The sequence below is a fragment of the Micromonospora okii genome, from assembly GCF_020884795.1.
GTDB lineage: Bacteria > Actinomycetota > Actinomycetes > Mycobacteriales > Micromonosporaceae > Micromonospora > Micromonospora okii.
The window spans coordinates 273927-288865 of record NZ_BBZF01000017.1; the positions used below are offsets into that span (position 1 = coordinate 273927).

General features: G+C 75.4%; 11 protein-coding genes and 1 riboswitch. Of the genes, 8 read left to right on the forward strand and 3 right to left on the reverse strand.

Features of this window, described 5'->3' with window-relative positions:
• Positions 1-127 precede the first annotated feature (127 nt).
• The gene (locus LPU43_RS14955; protein WP_229401016.1) at positions 128-2458 is read right to left on the reverse strand and encodes an AAA family ATPase; all 2331 of its coding nucleotides are present in this window, start codon (positions 2456-2458) and stop codon (positions 128-130) included.
• A 116-nt stretch (positions 2459-2574) separates the two neighbouring features.
• Between LPU43_RS14955 and LPU43_RS14960 the strand changes: the two genes are divergently transcribed.
• The 3 genes from LPU43_RS14960 (at position 2575) to LPU43_RS14970 (ending at position 7224) form a co-directional block, all read left to right on the forward strand.
• Positions 2575-5445, forward strand: coding sequence for an alpha/beta fold hydrolase (locus LPU43_RS14960; protein ID WP_229401018.1), 2871 nt, complete (start codon positions 2575-2577; stop codon positions 5443-5445).
• Positions 5445-6320 carry a DUF2705 family protein gene (locus LPU43_RS14965; protein ID WP_229401019.1) on the forward strand — a complete coding sequence of 292 codons (876 nt, stop codon included), beginning with the start codon at positions 5445-5447 and terminating at the stop codon, positions 6318-6320. The genes LPU43_RS14960 and LPU43_RS14965 overlap by 1 nt, the downstream gene beginning before the upstream one ends.
• 454 nt (positions 6321-6774) lie before the next feature.
• The gene (locus LPU43_RS14970; protein ID WP_229401020.1) at positions 6775-7224 is read left to right on the forward strand and encodes a DoxX family protein; all 450 of its coding nucleotides are present in this window, start codon (positions 6775-6777) and stop codon (positions 7222-7224) included.
• Between the two features lie 94 nt (positions 7225-7318).
• On the opposite strand, the gene LPU43_RS14975 is transcribed toward LPU43_RS14970, so the two are convergent.
• Positions 7319-7627 (reverse strand): hypothetical protein, encoded by a 309-nt coding sequence (locus LPU43_RS14975; RefSeq protein WP_229401021.1) that lies wholly within the window; start codon positions 7625-7627, stop codon positions 7319-7321.
• A gap of 107 nt (positions 7628-7734) precedes the next feature.
• A riboswitch (SAM riboswitch) is annotated at positions 7735-7866 on the forward strand.
• 12 nt (positions 7867-7878) lie between these two features.
• On the opposite strand from LPU43_RS14975, the gene thrC reads away from it, so the two are divergent.
• The 3 genes from thrC to paaN all read left to right on the forward strand — a co-directional run bounded on the left by thrC (position 7879) and on the right by paaN (position 12434).
• Positions 7879-9198, forward strand: coding sequence for a threonine synthase (gene thrC / locus LPU43_RS14980; RefSeq protein WP_229401022.1), 1320 nt, complete (start codon positions 7879-7881; stop codon positions 9196-9198).
• 489 nt (positions 9199-9687) lie between these two features.
• Complete coding sequence (locus LPU43_RS14985) at positions 9688-10752, forward strand: GNAT family N-acetyltransferase (RefSeq protein WP_229401023.1); 1065 nt, start codon at positions 9688-9690, stop codon at positions 10750-10752.
• An 8-nt stretch (positions 10753-10760) separates the two neighbouring features.
• Positions 10761-12434, forward strand: a complete 1674-nt coding sequence (gene paaN / locus LPU43_RS14990) for a phenylacetic acid degradation protein PaaN (RefSeq protein WP_229401024.1) — start codon at positions 10761-10763, stop codon at positions 12432-12434.
• 72 nt (positions 12435-12506) lie between these two features.
• On the opposite strand, the gene LPU43_RS14995 is transcribed toward paaN, so the two are convergent.
• Positions 12507-12986, reverse strand: a complete 480-nt coding sequence (locus LPU43_RS14995) for a GNAT family N-acetyltransferase (protein WP_229401111.1) — start codon at positions 12984-12986, stop codon at positions 12507-12509.
• A 375-nt stretch (positions 12987-13361) separates the two neighbouring features.
• On the opposite strand from LPU43_RS14995, the gene LPU43_RS15000 reads away from it, so the two are divergent.
• Positions 13362-13565 (forward strand): cold-shock protein, encoded by a 204-nt coding sequence (locus LPU43_RS15000; protein ID WP_007073263.1) that lies wholly within the window; start codon positions 13362-13364, stop codon positions 13563-13565.
• 143 nt (positions 13566-13708) lie between these two features.
• Complete coding sequence (locus tag LPU43_RS15005) at positions 13709-14887, forward strand: collagen-like domain-containing protein (protein WP_229401025.1); 1179 nt, start codon at positions 13709-13711, stop codon at positions 14885-14887.
• Positions 14888-14939 lie beyond the last annotated feature (52 nt).

A 14939-nucleotide genomic window follows, 5' to 3' on the forward strand; every position in this document is an offset into this window, starting at 1 on the left:
ACCCGACCGACCCGACCGACCGCGCCGACCGACCCGACCGACCGCGCCGACCTGCCCGCGCCGACCCGAGCGACCGGCCGACCCGACCGGCCGCCCGGAGCGGCCCCGCCGGGGCGGGCCGGCGCTTTCAGCGGGACGCGCGGGCCTCCGCGTACGCGGCCAGCCAGGCGACCTGGCCCGGGTCGAGCGACGGGCGGACCCGGTCCCGCGCCGTCTCGACGTGCGCGGCGGTGACCGTCGAGGCGGTCAGCGACTCGCGCATCGCGGCGAGCGCCGCCTCCCGCACCAGCGCCGCGCAGTCCGCCGCCGAGAAGCCGTCCAGCCCCTCGCCGAGCGCGCCGAGGTCGACGTCGTCGGCCAGCGGGACGTTCCGGGCGGCGGCGCGCAGGATCTCGGCGCGGGCGGCCCCGTCCGGCGGCGGCACGTAGACCAGCCGCTCCAGCCGGCCGGGGCGCAGCAGCGCCGGGTCCACCAGGTCCGGCCGGTTGGTCGCGCCGATCACCACCACGTTGCGCAGCGACTCCACCCCGTCCAGCTCGGTGAGCAAGGCGGCGACCACCCGGTCGGTGGTGCCCCCGTCGCTGGCCTGACCGCGCACCGGGGCGAGCGCGTCCACCTCGTCGAGGAAGACCAGCGTCGGGGCGGCCTCCCGGGCCCGGCGGAACAGCTCCCGCACCGCCCGTTCGCTCTCGCCGACCCACTTCGACAGCAGCTCCGCGCCCTTGACCGAGAGCACGTTCGCCCGGCCGGAGCCGGCCAGCGCGGTGACCAGGTACGTCTTTCCGCAGCCGGGCGGGCCGTACAGCAGCACCCCGCGCGGCGGCTGCACGCCGAGCCGGGCGAAGGTGTCCGGGTAGGTCAGCGGCCACAGCACCGACTCGGTCAGCTTCTCCTTGACCTCGACCATGTCGCCCACGTCGTCGAGGGTGACGTCGGCCAGCTCCAGCGTGGACGCGGCCATCGTGGTCGGCCGGACCACCTCCAGGGCAGCGGTGAAGTCGCCCATCGCCACCGTCGGCGCCTCGGCCGTCCGCTGCCGCAGCGCCGCCCGCACCCCGGCCTCCCGCACCAGCGCGGCCAGGTCGGCGGCGACGAACCCGGGGGTACGCCCGGCCACCTCGTCCAGGCGCACGTCGTCGGCCAGCGGCACCTGCCGGGTCAGCACGGTGAGCTGCTCCCGGCGCAGCGCCTGGTCGGGCAGCGGCACGGTGATCCGCAGGGAGAGCAGGTCCGGTGCGCGCAGCGCGGGGTCGACCGACTCGGGGCGGCCGGTCGTGCAGACCACCGCCGCCCCGGCCCGGACGGTCTCGGCGAGCACCTGCCGGAACACGGTCGCCACGGGGCCGGGCTCGTCGGCCGGGGCGAGCGCCTCCACGTCGGTGACCAGCAGCACCGCCGGGCCGTTCGCGCGCACCTCGTCGGCGGCGGCGCGCAGCCGCCGGGCCGCCGCGTCGTTGCTCAGCGCGGCCAGCTCGGGCGCCCAGAGCGGGCAGACCCGGGCCCCCACCCGGGCGGCGACCGCCCGGACCAGGGCGGACTTGCCCGACCCGGCCGGCCCGGCGACCAGCACCCCGAGCGACACGGTGGTGCCCAGCCGGCCCAGCACCTCCCGGTGGTGGAAGCCGAGGTCCAGCAGTTCGGTCAGCTCCTGCGCCTGCGCGCGCAGGCCGGGCAGCTCGTCCACGGTGGGCGCGTCGTCGCCCCCGGCGGGCGTGTCCCCGGCCGTGGCGGTGTGTTCGGCCCGGACCGCGCCCTCGACCCCTGCCGCGCCCCGCAGCGAGGCAGCGCTGTGGCCCGCCGGGTCGGCGGCGCTGTCGCCGGATGCCCCGGTGACGCCGCGGCCGGCCGGGACGTCCACGGCGGGCCGGCCGCCCGTACGGGTGGCCGGGCCGTGGTCCCAGCCGACCACGGTGTCCATGGTGACCAGCGCGGCGACGTCCGGCTCGGCGGCGGTCACGGTGAGCAGCGTGCTCGTCCAGGCGTATCCGACGCTGCTGGAGAGGCTGCGCCGGGCGGCCTCCACGAGGGCGCGCACCGAGGCGTCGGGCAGCACGTCCTGGGGCAGCAGGGAGACGTCGTCCCCGGCGGTGACCACCTTGCCGAGCAGCGCGAGCCGCAGCATCTCCGGGGAGACGGCGGCGACCACCTGCACCGGCCCGGCCAGGGTCACCCGGCGGGCGGGGACCACGGGCGCGGGGCTCACCGTCACCTGCCCGCCGTCGCGCACGCCGAGGTTGCCCAGCAGCAGGTCGTCGGCGTAGAGCAGGGCGGTGCTCGCGGCGGGCCCGGCCGGCGCGACGATCCCGGCGGTGACCCGCCGGCCGGCGAGCCGGACGGGGTCGCCGGGTCGCAGCGCCAGCGCCGTCAGCACCTCCGGGTGCAGCCGGACCACGCCGCGTCGGCCGTCGAGCGCGGCGGGGCGCAGGCTGGCGGTGAGAGTCAGGTCGGGTGCGGCCACCCGCCCGAGGTTAGCCGCCGCCCGCCTCCCCCGCCCCGCACCCGGCCCCACCTGGGATCGAACGACGTACCGAGGATCCCAGCCGACGCTCAGGAAACACCCCGTACCGTGGCCGCATGAGATCGCCTTCGTCGGCCGCGCCGGTCCGGCGGGCCCTGGGCACCCGCCGCCGTCGGATCGTCGCCGGATCGGTGGCCGTCGTGCTGCTGGCCGCCGCCGCGCTCTGGGCGGCCCGGCCCGGCGAGGCCGGCTTCCGCACCGAATCCGCGCGGATCACCGTCCGCTCCGGCCCGGCCGGTGACGAGCCGGTCGACCTGGACGCCACCTTCTACCTGCCGGACGACGCCTCGGCCGGCCGGAAGGTGCCGGCGGTGCTGCTCGCGCACGGCTTCGGCGGCACCAAGGAGTCGGTCCGCGCCGACGCCGAGGACCTGGCGGCCCAGGGGTACGCGGTGCTGGCCTGGACCGCCCGGGGCTTCGGCCGCAGCGGCGGCCAGATCCACCTGGACAGCCCCGACCACGAGGTGCGCGACGCCGAGCGGCTGCTGGACTGGCTGGCCGCCCGCCCGGAGGTGCGCACCGACGCCCCGGGCGACCCCCGCGTCGGGGTGGTCGGCGGCTCGTACGGCGGCGGCCTGGCGCTGCTGCTCGCCGCGCAGGACCGGCGGGTCGACGCGATCGTCCCCATGATCACCTGGAACGACCTGTCCCGCGCGTTCCTGCCGGAGAGCACCGGCGGGCCCGCCACGTCCGGCGTGTTCAAGAAGGGCTGGGCCGGGATCTTCTTCGGCGGCGGCGGCAACGCCGGCTCGGGGCCGGCGGGGCTCTCCGGCGGCTCGGCCGCCGAGCCCGAGGGCAACCCGGCCTCGGCGGGGCCGCCGAGCCCGACGCCGGGCACCGGGCCGGGCACGGGCTCCGGTCGCGCCCCGGCCGGGGCCGCCGACCCGGCCTGCGGCCGGTTCGCCGCCGACGTCTGCGCCGCGTACCTGCGGATCGCCACCACCGGGCGGGCCGAGCCGGCCGACGTGGAGCTGCTGCGCCGCTCCAGCCCCGCCGGGGTGCTGGACAGGATCAAGGCTCCGACCCTGCTGGTGCAGGGCACGGCGGACAGCCTCTTCCCGCTCGCCGAGGCCGACGCGAACGCGCGCGGCATCGCGGCCAACGGCACCCCCGTCCGGGTCGCCTGGTATACGGGCGGCCACGACGGCGGTGCGGGCCCGACCAGCGACTCCGACCGGGTGAAGTACCTGACTCTCCAGTGGCTCGACCACTACGTCACCGGCGACGGGCCGGCCCCGGGCGACGACTTCACGTACTCCCGGGTGGCCGGCTTCAACGCCCTGGAGCGCGGCCTGGTCGCCACCGGCTACCGCACCGCCGACTACCCCGGCCTCGCCGGGGACGACCGCCGGGAGGTCGCGGTGACCGGCCCCGCGCAGCCGGTGGCGAACCCGCCGAACGGCAACCCGGCGGCCATCTCCTCGGTGCCGTTCGCCGGGGCGCTCGGCTCGCTGCTCGACGGGGTGGCCGGCGACGTACCGGGCCAGCACGCCCGGTTCGAGTCGGCCCCGCTGACCGAGGCCGTGGACGTGACCGGCGCGCCGACGTTCTCGATCCGGGCGGCCTCGCCGACCGGGGAGGCGGTGCTCTTCGTCAAGCTCTACGACGTCGACCCGGGCGGCGCGGCGACCCTGCCGAACGGGCTGGTCGCCCCGGTCCGGCTGACCGGGCTGCCGGCGGAGATCGGGGCCGCGAAGCCGGTCACCGTGACCCTGCCGGGGATCGTCCGCCGGGTCGAGGCCGGGCACCGGCTGCGGATCACGGTGGCCAGCACCGACCAGGCGTACACCACGCCGGCCCAGCCGACCGTCTACACCGTGGCGGCCGGCGACGCCCCGCTCGTGCTCCCCACCGTGACCGGCGAGCCGATCCCCACCGCCGCCACCGTGTGGCGCTGGGTGCTCGCCGGGCTGCTCGCGGCCGTCGTCGTCGGGCTCGTCGTGGTCGTCCTGCTGGCCCGCCGCCGGCACCGCCGCCAGGACAGCTCGGTGCACCCGGAGTACGCGGGCGTCCCGCTGGCCGTCCGGCAGCTTCGCAAGGAGTACGCCGACGGCTTCGTCGCCGTGTCGAACGTCGACTTCGAGGTGCACCCCGGCCAGGTGGTCGGCCTGCTCGGGCCCAACGGCGCGGGCAAGACCACCACCCTGCGGGTGCTGATGGGGCTGACCCAGCCGACGGCCGGCGAGATCTACGTCTTCGGCCGGCGGCTGGTGCCCGGCTCGCCGGTGCTGTCCCGCATCGGTGCGCTGGTCGAGGGGCCCGGCTTCCTGCCGCACCTGTCCGGCCTGGACAACCTGAAGGCGTACTGGCGGGCCACCGGGCGGCCCTGGGCGGACGCGCACTTCGACGAGGCGCTGGAGATCGCCGGGCTCGGCGAGTCGGTGCACCGGAAGACCCGCAAGTACAGCCACGGGATGCGGCAGCGGCTCGCCATCGCCCAGGCCATGCTCGGCCTGCCCGAGCTGTTGGTGCTCGACGAACCGACGGACGGCCTGGACCCGCCGCAGATCGCCGAGATGCGCCGGGTGCTCCAGCGCTACGCCACCGACGGCCGGGCGGTGCTGGTCTCCAGCCACCTGCTCGCCGAGGTGGAGCAGACCTGCACCCACGCCGTGGTGGTGAACAAGGGGCGGATCGTGGCGTCCGGCCCGGTCGCCGAGATCGTCGGCGAGTCGCCGAGCGTGCTGTTCGACGTGACCGACCCGGCCGCCGCGCGCGACGTGCTGGGCCGACTGGACGGGGTGACCGTGCTGCCCGACCCGGAGGGGAACCTCGTGGTGGACACCAACGGCACCGCGCGCAGCGAGGTGGTGGCCGAGCTGGTCCGGGCCGGGATCGGGGTGGACCGGGTGGTGCCGCGCCGCCGCCTGGAGGACGCGTTCCTCGCCCTGGTGGGCGAGAACTCTCGGGGAAGCGGGGACCGGTGATGGGGCAGTCGTCCTCCACGGTGGGCGCGGCGGCCGGCTACCGGCCGTCGGCGACCCTGCCGTTCGCGGCGGAGTTCCGCCGGCAGGCGTCGCGGCGGCGCACCCAGCTCGCGCTCGGGTTCATGGTGCTGCTGCCGCTGATCATCCTGATCGCGTTCCAGTTCGACGCCGGCGACGACGACCGCGACGGCGGCGGGGGCGAGTTCTCCAGCCTCGCCGACCTGGCGACCTCGGGCGGGCTGAACTTCACCCTCTTCTCGCTGCTGGTCTCGGCGTCGTTCCTGCTGGTCGTGGTGGTGGCGCTGTTCTGCGGCGACACGGTGGCCAGCGAGGCGAGCTGGGGCAGCCTGCGCTACCTGCTGGCGATCCCGGTGCCCCGGGCCCGGCTGCTCGCGGTGAAGCTGCTGGTGGCGCTCGCGTACTCGGCCCTGGCCCTGCTGCTGCTCGCCGGCACCGCCCTGCTCGCCGGCACCCTCCGGTACGGCTGGGAGCCGCTGCGCAGCCAGGTGTCGGCCCAGCTCGACCCGGGCGAGGGGCTGCTGCGGCTGCTGGCCGTGCTCGGCTACCTGGCGGTGGTCCTGCTGGCGGTGGCCGGGCTGGCGTTCCTGCTCTCGGTCGTCACGGACGCGGCGCTGGGGGCGGTGGGCGGCGCGGTGCTGCTGTGGATCCTGTCCAGCATCCTGGACCAGATCGAGGCGCTGGGCGCCGTGCGGTCCTTCCTCCCCACCCACTACGCCAACGCCTGGCTGGGCCTGCTGTCGACCCCGGTGCAGACCGACGACCTGGTACGCGGCTGCATCTCGGCCATCGCCTACGCCACCCTCTTCTGGTCCGTGGCCTTCTGGCGCTTCACCCGCAAGGACGTCACGAGCTGACCCACCCGCCCCCACCCCACCCCCCGGACTCCGTTGATCATGGAGTTGGCGGCACTTTCGATCTCCCTGACTGCCGTCAACCCCATGATTAACCCGGGGCCTGGTGGAAGGCTGCCAGGGGCGGGTGCAGATCTTGGTACTGAACAGCCCCTCCGGGGGCCGATTCGTACCAAGGTTCACGTTGCCGGGGTTTCTGGAGGGCTGGGGCCGGGCCGGCCGCGGTTCGCCTGGCCTTCGCGTGACTGATCACAGGCGCAGCGGATTGCGGACGAGCCTCTTGGGCGGCGGTCGGAATTCGTCGGGCATTGCCCTGGTCCGTCGCGCGCCGGGCGGGGGCGTGGGTGCCCGCCGGTTGCGTTGGCGTGCAAGCGTTCCCACAACGAGAGATCACATCGACCTGTTCAAATTCATGTCGCACTCTGTTGAAATCTACCCGTCTCAATGGAGGTGTTCCATGAATCTCGATCGGCTCGGCGGACCCGTCCTCTCCCTCTTTCGCATGGTCCTCGGCCTGCTCTTCCTGTGCCACGGGCTCTCGTCGCTGTTCGGGGTGTTCGGCGGGGCCCGAGGCAGCGGCCAGGCGGTCCCGTTCGGCCAGTGGCCAGGCTGGTGGGCCGCGTTGATCCAGGCCGCCTGCGGCGCGTTGGTGCTCGCCGGGCTCTTCACCCGGCCCGCCGCGCTGCTCGCGTCCGGCTCGATGGCGTACGCGTACTTCGTGGTGCACCAGCCCGAGGCGCTGCTGCCGCTGCGCAACGGCGGCGAACTGGCGGCCCTGTTCTGCTGGTCGTTCATGCTCGTCGCGGTGCTCGGCCCGGGCACCTGGGCGCTGGACACACTGCTGCGCCGCCGCCGCGAGCCTCCCGTCGCGGCCCCGGCTGCGGACAGGGCGTCCGTGTCGGCCTGACCGACCGGCGCGGCGTGGACCGCGCGAAGCGCAACGGGGCCGCCGGCCCGGCGAGGGATGCCGCCGGCGGCCCCGGCCCGTGTTCTCCGGTCGATCACCCCCCGGGCCGGAGCCGGGTGAACTCCTCCTCCGTCGACCGCTCGCGCAGCCGCTGGCAGAGCCGGGCGTACGCCGCCGGGTGGTCGCCCGCCCTCGTGTCGTCCAGGTACGCGGTCGCGGCGTCCCGGGCCGGCGCGGTGGCCTCCCGCACCGTGCTGAACAGCCAGAAGCCGCCGCCGATCGAGCCCGCGCAGCAGACCAGCGTCACCACGGCGACCACGACGATCACGATGCGGGCGGTCCGGCCGAGCCCGGCGGGCTTCGGAGGTGGCCCGGGCGCGCCGGGCGCCGTGGGGTGCGTCACGCGGCCAGCGTAGGAACCGCCGGCCAGCACGGGCGGGACCCCATCCGCTGGGAACCCGGGGGTGACCGGCGCGGCGATCGGCCGTAGAATCGGCGGCACAACTGAATACCTCATCCAGAGGGGCAGAGGGATACGGCCCGACGAAGCCCCGGCAACCACCCGCGCGCTCGACGACGAGCGGCACGGACAGGTGCCAATTCCGTCCCCGCCGCAGGGTGCGATGCGGGGAAAGATGAGAGGACATCCTCGACATGACGTCGACCCTCGCCGCGTCCGGCACCACCACGACCACCACCGGCACCGCCAACGGCATCGACACCACCGTCAGCCCCGCCCGTGCCCTCGTCTGTCGGGCCTGTTCCGCCCGCTACCCGCTCGCCGCGCAGCACGCCTGCTACGAGTGTTTCGGCCCGCTCGAGGTCGACTACGACGCCGAGGCCCTGGCCCGGGTCACCCGGGAGCAGATCGAGGCCGGGCCGAGCAACCTCTGGCGGTACGCGGCCCTGCTCCCCGCCGGCCAGGACCCGGCCACCCGGGTGACCGTCGACCCGGGGCTGACCCCGCTGGTCGCCGCCCCGAACCTCGCCGCCGAGCTGGGCATCACCGCCCCGCTCTGGGTCAAGGACGACAGCGCCAACCCGACCCACTCGTTCAAGGACCGGGTGGTCTCGGTGGCGCTCACCGCCGCCCGCGCGCTCGGCTTCACCCGGTTCGCCTGCGCCTCGACCGGCAACCTGGCCAACTCGGTGGCCGCGCACGCGGCCCGCGCCGGGGTCCCGTCGATCGTCTTCATCCCCAGCGACCTGGAGCCGGGCAAGGTGGTCACCACCGCCGTCTACGGCGGTGAGCTGGTCGCCGTCGACGGCTCGTACGACGACGTCAACCGGCTCTGCGGCGAGCTGGTGGAGACCGACGAGTTCGAGGACACGGCGTTCGTCAACGTCAACGTCCGGCCGTACTACGCCGAGGGTTCCAAGACCCTGGGGTACGAGGTCGCCGAGCAGCTCGGCTGGCGCATCCCGGCCCAGGTGGTCATCCCGATGGCGAGCGGCGAGCTGCTCACCAAGATTGACAAGGCGTTCGCCGAGCTGGTCGAGATCGGCCTGGTGGAGGCCCCGGCCGGCGGCTGGAAGGTCTTCGGGGCCCAGTCCGCCGGCTGCAACCCCATCGCCACCGCCCTGCACGCCGACAGCGACACCATCACCCCGGTCCGGCCGACCGGCATCGCCAAGTCGCTGAACATCGGCGACCCGGCCGCCGGCCTGTACGCGCTGGAGGCCGTGCGGCGCACCGGCGGCTGGATGGAGTACGCGGACGACGACGAGATCCGCGACGGCATCCGGCTGCTGGCCCGCACCACCGGGGTCTTCGCCGAGACGGCCGGCGGGGTGACCGTGGCGGTGCTGCGCAAGCTCGTCGAGTCCGGCCGGCTCGATCCGGCGGCGGAGACGGTGGTGTTCAACACCGGCGAGGGGCTGAAGACCCTCGATGCCGTCGCCGCCCAGGTCGGTCCGACCCACCGCGTCAAGCCCTCCCTGCGCGCCGCCCGCGACGCCGGCCTGCTCGGCTGATCCGTCCGCCTGCCCGCCTGCTCGGCGGGGACGACCGCCACGCACGCCCGCTCGGCGGGGACGACCGCCACGCACGCCCGCCCGGCGGGGACGACCGCCACGCACGCCCGCCCGGCGGGGACGACCGCCACGCACGCCCGCCCGGCCGAACCGGCCGCCACGCGCGCCCGAACCGCCCGTCACGCCCGTCCGCCCGGCCGATCCGCTTCGGCCGGGCGGGCGAGGGGCGAGTCGCCCGGTCGGGGGACTCGGCGGAGTCGGCGGGTGACCGCCGCTTTGCCCTCGGTGAGAAAAACCGTCGCCGGGGACTTGACGGCAGGAACCGGACGGCGCAAGATGCTCCGTGCGGGAGGGCGTGTCGCCGAAGACTTTTAGTTCTTACGACCCAACGCCGGAGGCGTTGTGCGATCGTCCCTCCCGACCAGCCTCCGATCGGGCCGGCGAGAAATTCGCTGGCCCGATCGTCGTTTCCGGGCCACCCTCGGTCACATGGGCATCACGATCGCGCCGATCGACCAGGCCGACCAGGCCGCGCTCGACGCGGCGTACCGGATCAGGGCCGCCGCCGACGAGCGCGACGTCCCCGACTTCCCGCCGCTGTGCCGCCGGCGGCTAGAGGCGGGGCTCCGGAACCCGATGCCGGGCATCGCGCCGGTCTGGGCGCTGGCCCGGTGGGACGGCGAACCGGCCGGCTACCTCGCCCTGTTCCTGCCGCAGCTCGACAACACCGACAACGCCACCGCCGACCTGTTCGTGCACCCCGCGTACCGGCGGCGCGGGGTCGGCCGGGCGCTGCACGCGCACGGCCTGGGGCTGCTGCGCGCACGCGGGCGCAAGCGGGTCGTCGCGATGGCCGTGTCGGGGCTGCCCGGCGGGCCCCGGCGCGACGAAGCGGGCGACGCGTTCGCGGCGGCGGTGGGCGCGCGGGCGGCGCTCGCCGTGGTACGCCGACGGCTCCACGTCGACCGCCTCGACCGGGCCGCGCTCGATGTGCAGGCGGCAGACGCCGCGTCCCGGGCCGCCGGCTACCGCGCCGTCCGCTGGCGGGACCACACCCCCGAGGAGTACGCGGCGGACGTCGCCTACCTCGACAGCCGGCTCATGGCCGACGCGCCGCTCGGCGAGGTGGAGTGGGAGCCGGAGCGGGTCGACGTGGCGCGGCTGCGGGAGACCGAGCGGGGGCTCGACGCCCGGGGGCGGCGGCGCTACCACCACGGCGCGGTGCACGTCGCCTCCGGCCGGTTGGTCGCCTGGACGCTGCTCGACCTCGGCGCGAGTGTGCCGTGGCACGCGTTCCAGCAGATCACCATCGTCGACCCGGCGCACCGGGGGCACCGGCTCGGCCTGCTCGTGAAGAGCGAGAACCTGCGGTACGCCCTCGCCCACGAGCCGGAGCTGCGGGCGGTGGACACCTTCAACGCGGCGGAGAACGCCCACATGATCCGCATCAACGAGCAGCTCGGCTTCCGCCCCGTCGACGCCTGGACGGACTGGCAGCTCACCCTCTCCAGCGCGGTCGCCGACCCTACTGTCCGGTGTCCGGCTGCGGCATGATGGCGGGCATGACGGAGACCCCGCATCCCCTGTACGACAGGCACGCCGACACCCTCCACCGCGCGCTGACCGCGATCACGGAGCGGGGGTACTGGTCCGCCTACCCGGAGTCGCCCAGCCCCCGCGTGTACGGCGAGACCGCCGCCGCCGACGGCAGGGCCGCCTTCGAGGCGTACCTGAACGGCGACTTCCCGCTCGACCAGCCCGGCGCGGGCGACCGGGTCGCCACCGAGGCGAGCCCCTTCGGGCTGGAGCTGAACGTCCGGTACCCGCACGCGGGCGCCGACGAGCTGGTGGCCGCCGCCTCCGCCGCCCTGCCCGCCTGGCGCGACGCCGGCCCGCAGGCCCGTGCGGGCGTCTGCCTGGAGATCCTCGACCGGCTGCACAAGCACGTCTTCGAGCTGGCCAACGCGGTGCAGTTCACCAGCGGCCAGGCGTTCGTGATGGCCTTCCAGGCCGGCGGGGCGCACGCGCTGGACCGGGCCCTGGAGGCGGTCGCCTACGCGTACGCGGAGATGACCCGGCACCCGGGGACGGCCGGCTGGGAGAAGGCCGCCGGCAAGGGCGACCCGCTGCGGCTGACCAAGACGTTCCACGTGGTGCCGCGCGGGGTGGCCCTCGTCATCGGCTGCAACACGTTCCCGACCTGGAACTCGTACCCGGGGCTGTTCGCCTCGCTGGTGACCGGCAACCCGGTGGTGGTCAAGCCGCACCCCCGCGCGGTGCTGCCGCTGGCCATCACCGTGCGGTACGCCCGCGAGGTGCTCGCCGAGGCCGGCTTCGACCCGAACCTGGTGCTGCTCGCCCCCGAGGCCCCCGGCGAGAAGCTGGCCTCGACCCTCGCCCTGCACCCGGCCGTGCGGATCGTCGACTTCACCGGCTCCACCGAGTACGGCGACTGGCTGGAGGCCAACGCCCGGCAGGCGCAGGTCTACACCGAGAAGGCCGGCCTGAACGCGGTGGTGATCGACTCCACCGACGACTTCGCCGGCCTGTGCCGCAACCTCGGCTGGACGCTGACCCTCTACAGCGGCCAGATGTGTACCACCTCCCAGAACATCCTGATCCCGCGCGACGGCATCGCCACCGACCAGGGGCACAAGAGCTTCGACGAGGTGGCCGCCGGGATCGCGGCGGCCGTCGGCAAGCTCACCGCCGACCCGGCCCGGGGCGTCGAGCTGACCGGCGCGATCGTCAACGACGGGGTGCTGGAGCGCCTCGACGAGGTCACCAAGGTCGGCGAGGCCGTGCTGGAGTCGCGCGTCGTGGAGCACCCGGCCTTCCCCGGCGCGGTGGTCCGCACCCCGACGATCCTGAAGCTGGCGGCCGGCGACACCGGGACGTACTCGCGGGAGTGGTTCGGGCCGATCTCCTTCGTCATCGCCACCGACTCCACGGCGCACAGCCTGGAGATCCTGCGCGCCACGGTGGGGGAGTCCGGCGCGCTGACCGCCGCCGTCTACTCCACCGACGAGGCGGTGCTCGACGCGGCCGAGGCGGCGGCGGTCGACGTCGGGGTGCACCTGTCGTGCAACCTGACCGGCGGCGTGTTCGTCAACCAGTCGGCGGCGTTCTCCGACTTCCACGGCAGCGGCGCGAACCCGGCGGCGAACGCGGCGCTGACCGACGGGGCGTACGTGGCGAACCGGTTCCGGGTCGTCCAGTCCCGCCGCCCCGCCTGAGGGTGCAAGGAAGGGCACCCTCTTAACGCCTGGCGTATAGAGGGTGCCCCTTCTCACCGGCTCCAAGGGCTGTCAAGCGGGGCGGCGCATCTGGAGCTCGCGCAGGGTCGGGATCGTCGGGTGCGGGACGCGCACGCCCGAGTCCACGAAGCCCAGCCGCCGGTATGCCCGGTAGGCGCGGTCGTTGCCGACCACCACCTCCAGCATCAGCTCCGGCCGGCCGCACTCGCGCGACCAGGCGGCCACCCCGTCGATCAGCTCGGCGAGCAGGCCGGTGCCCCGCCGGGCCGGCGTGATGTAGACCGCGTACACGATGGTCAGGCCGGGTTCGTGCGGGGCGACCGTGCCGCCGGCGTGCCCGACGAAGCGGCCGACCGGGCCGCCGGGGCGCTCGCCCCCCGGGTCGGCGACGAACTGCGCGGTGTGCCCGCCGGTGGACACCGAGGCGATGCGGGCCGCGTAGTCGGCGTGCGTGCGTGCGGCGGCGTCGGCGAGGGTCTCGATGAACGCCAGCGGCGCGTCGGCGAGCATCTCCAGCCGCAGGGCGCGCATCCGGGCCGCGTCCGCCCGGGTCACCCGGCGCACGGTGGCTGCCCGCGCGGCCGGGGCGCTCGTCCCGGCCGAGGCCGTCGTTCCGGTGCGGGCCGTCGTCGCGGCCGACCCGTCGGGTACGCCGGACCCCGGGCGGAAACCTGCTGTCATCCCGCATACCTACCGCAGTGACGTACGCCTATGCCTACCTGGGTCGAGGACGGTCCGATATTGACCGATTTGTGGTCGTGCGAGGTCGTCACGCTTCGTGTACCGTGCGATTTCGGTCACTGATTTCGCGGTCGTCGTGGACTGACGGAAACGGTGGTCCCGGGGCCGCCGGTTCCGCAGGCGTACCCGGCTCGTGGAAGGCCGCGCGACGTTAGGAAGTGCACCGTGGCACAGGGCACCGTGAAGTGGTTCAACGCCGAGAAGGGCTACGGCTTCATCGCCGTCGACGGGGGGCAGGACGTCTTCGTCCACTTCTCGGCGATCGAGATGGACGGCTACAAGGCGCTGGACGACGGCCAGCGGGTGGAGTTCGAGATCGCCCAGGGGCAGAAGGGGCCACAGGCCGAGCGCGTGCGCGTCGTCGCCTGACCGCTCGCGGCCGGGCAGCGGCGGCCCGTGAGGGTCGTCCGAAGTAGGGCAGGGCCGCGCGGGATCGTCCGCGGCGGGGCAGCGGCGCGGGGCCGCGCCAGGGAAGATCGTGGCCGTTCCGGCGTCGTCGCTGAGGAGGGCCCATGTCCCTGCCGATCCCACCCGACCAGCCCCGCCCGGGCCCCGAGGGCCCCGGCGCGGCCGGGTCGCCGCCGGGCGGCGATCCCGCCCCACCCGAGCAGCGGGGCGGGCCGGTCGGCTGGGCGTACCCTGATCCGCCCGCCGCCGGCGGCACCTACGCCGGGCTGCCGGTGTACCCCGGCCAGCAGATCCACCCCGGGCCGGCGATACCGCCCGGCCAGGTGCCGGGGCAGGCGGGCTCCTGGCCTCCGCCGGGCCATGCCGCGCCCTGGCCTCCGCCGGGTCAGCGCGGTTCCTGGCCTCCGCCGGGCCAGGCCGGTTCCTGGGTTCCGCCCGGCTACGACGCGGGCGACCCGCTGGTCACCCTGCCCGGCGAGGGGCTGAGCGGGTGGCTCTCGCGCTGCACCGGCGCGCTGCGGCGCGGCTGGCGGGTGCTCGTGCCGATCCTGGCGCTCACCCAGGCGCTGCCGGCGCTGGCCCTGATGCTGGCGATCGTGCCGCTGTACCCGGTGCTGCCACTGGAGCCCGAGACGCCCGGTGGGCCGCCGCCCCCACTGCCCGACGGGTTCCTCACCGACATCGGGGTCTTCCTCGCGGCGGCGGCCGGGCTCGGCTGCCTGCTCACGTTCTTCCAGTCGGTAGGCTGGGCCGCCGGCACCTGGGCGCTGACCCGGCGGGCGGCCGGCGAGCCGGCGTCGGTCGGTGCCGCCCTGGCGTACGGGCTGCGCCGCGCCCCGGCGCTGTGGGGCTGGACGCTGCTCTACGGCCTGCTGGTGGCGATCGGGTTCGTCCTCTGCTACCTGCCCGGCCTCTACGTGATGGCCGCGCTGAGCCTCTTCGGCCCGGTGCTGCTCTTCGAGCGCGTCGCCCCGTTGGGCCGGGCCCGCCACCTCTTCCACGCCCGCCTCGGGCCCGTGCTGGGGCGGATCGCCCTGGCCGGGCTGGTCTCGTCCATGACCACCATGGTCGCGGCCCCGATCCAGGTCGCCGCCGGGCTGCTGGCCGACCCGGCCGACCTGGCCCGGTTGGACGCCTGGAACATCGCGTACGCGGTGGTGTCGAGCGTGGTCGCTGTCCCGGCCGCCCTGGTCTACCTGGTCGGCCTGGTCGTCACGTACGCCGAGCAGCGGGCCTACGAGGGCCCGGTCACCGCCTCCCGGCTGGCCGCCGAGCTCGGGTGAGCCTGCTGGCGGGCCCGAGACGGGACCGCCAGCCGGGCCGGCCTGAGCTGCT

Excerpts from the sequence above, each read along its gene's own strand:
- paaN (WP_229401024.1), top strand. The coding sequence starts at position 10,761 with ATGACGGAGACCCCGCATCCCCTGTACGACAGGCACGCCGACACCCTC.
- LPU43_RS14960 (WP_229401018.1), top strand. The coding sequence starts at position 2,575 with ATGAGATCGCCTTCGTCGGCCGCGCCGGTCCGGCGGGCCCTGGGCACC.
- thrC (WP_229401022.1), top strand. The coding sequence starts at position 7,879 with ATGACGTCGACCCTCGCCGCGTCCGGCACCACCACGACCACCACCGGC.
- LPU43_RS14995 (WP_229401111.1), bottom strand. The coding sequence starts at position 12,986 with ATGCGCGCCCTGCGGCTGGAGATGCTCGCCGACGCGCCGCTGGCGTTC.
- LPU43_RS14985 (WP_229401023.1), top strand. The coding sequence starts at position 9,688 with ATGGGCATCACGATCGCGCCGATCGACCAGGCCGACCAGGCCGCGCTC.
- LPU43_RS14970 (WP_229401020.1), top strand. The coding sequence starts at position 6,775 with ATGAATCTCGATCGGCTCGGCGGACCCGTCCTCTCCCTCTTTCGCATG.
- LPU43_RS15005 (WP_229401025.1), top strand. The coding sequence starts at position 13,709 with ATGTCCCTGCCGATCCCACCCGACCAGCCCCGCCCGGGCCCCGAGGGC.
- LPU43_RS14965 (WP_229401019.1), top strand. The coding sequence starts at position 5,445 with ATGGGGCAGTCGTCCTCCACGGTGGGCGCGGCGGCCGGCTACCGGCCG.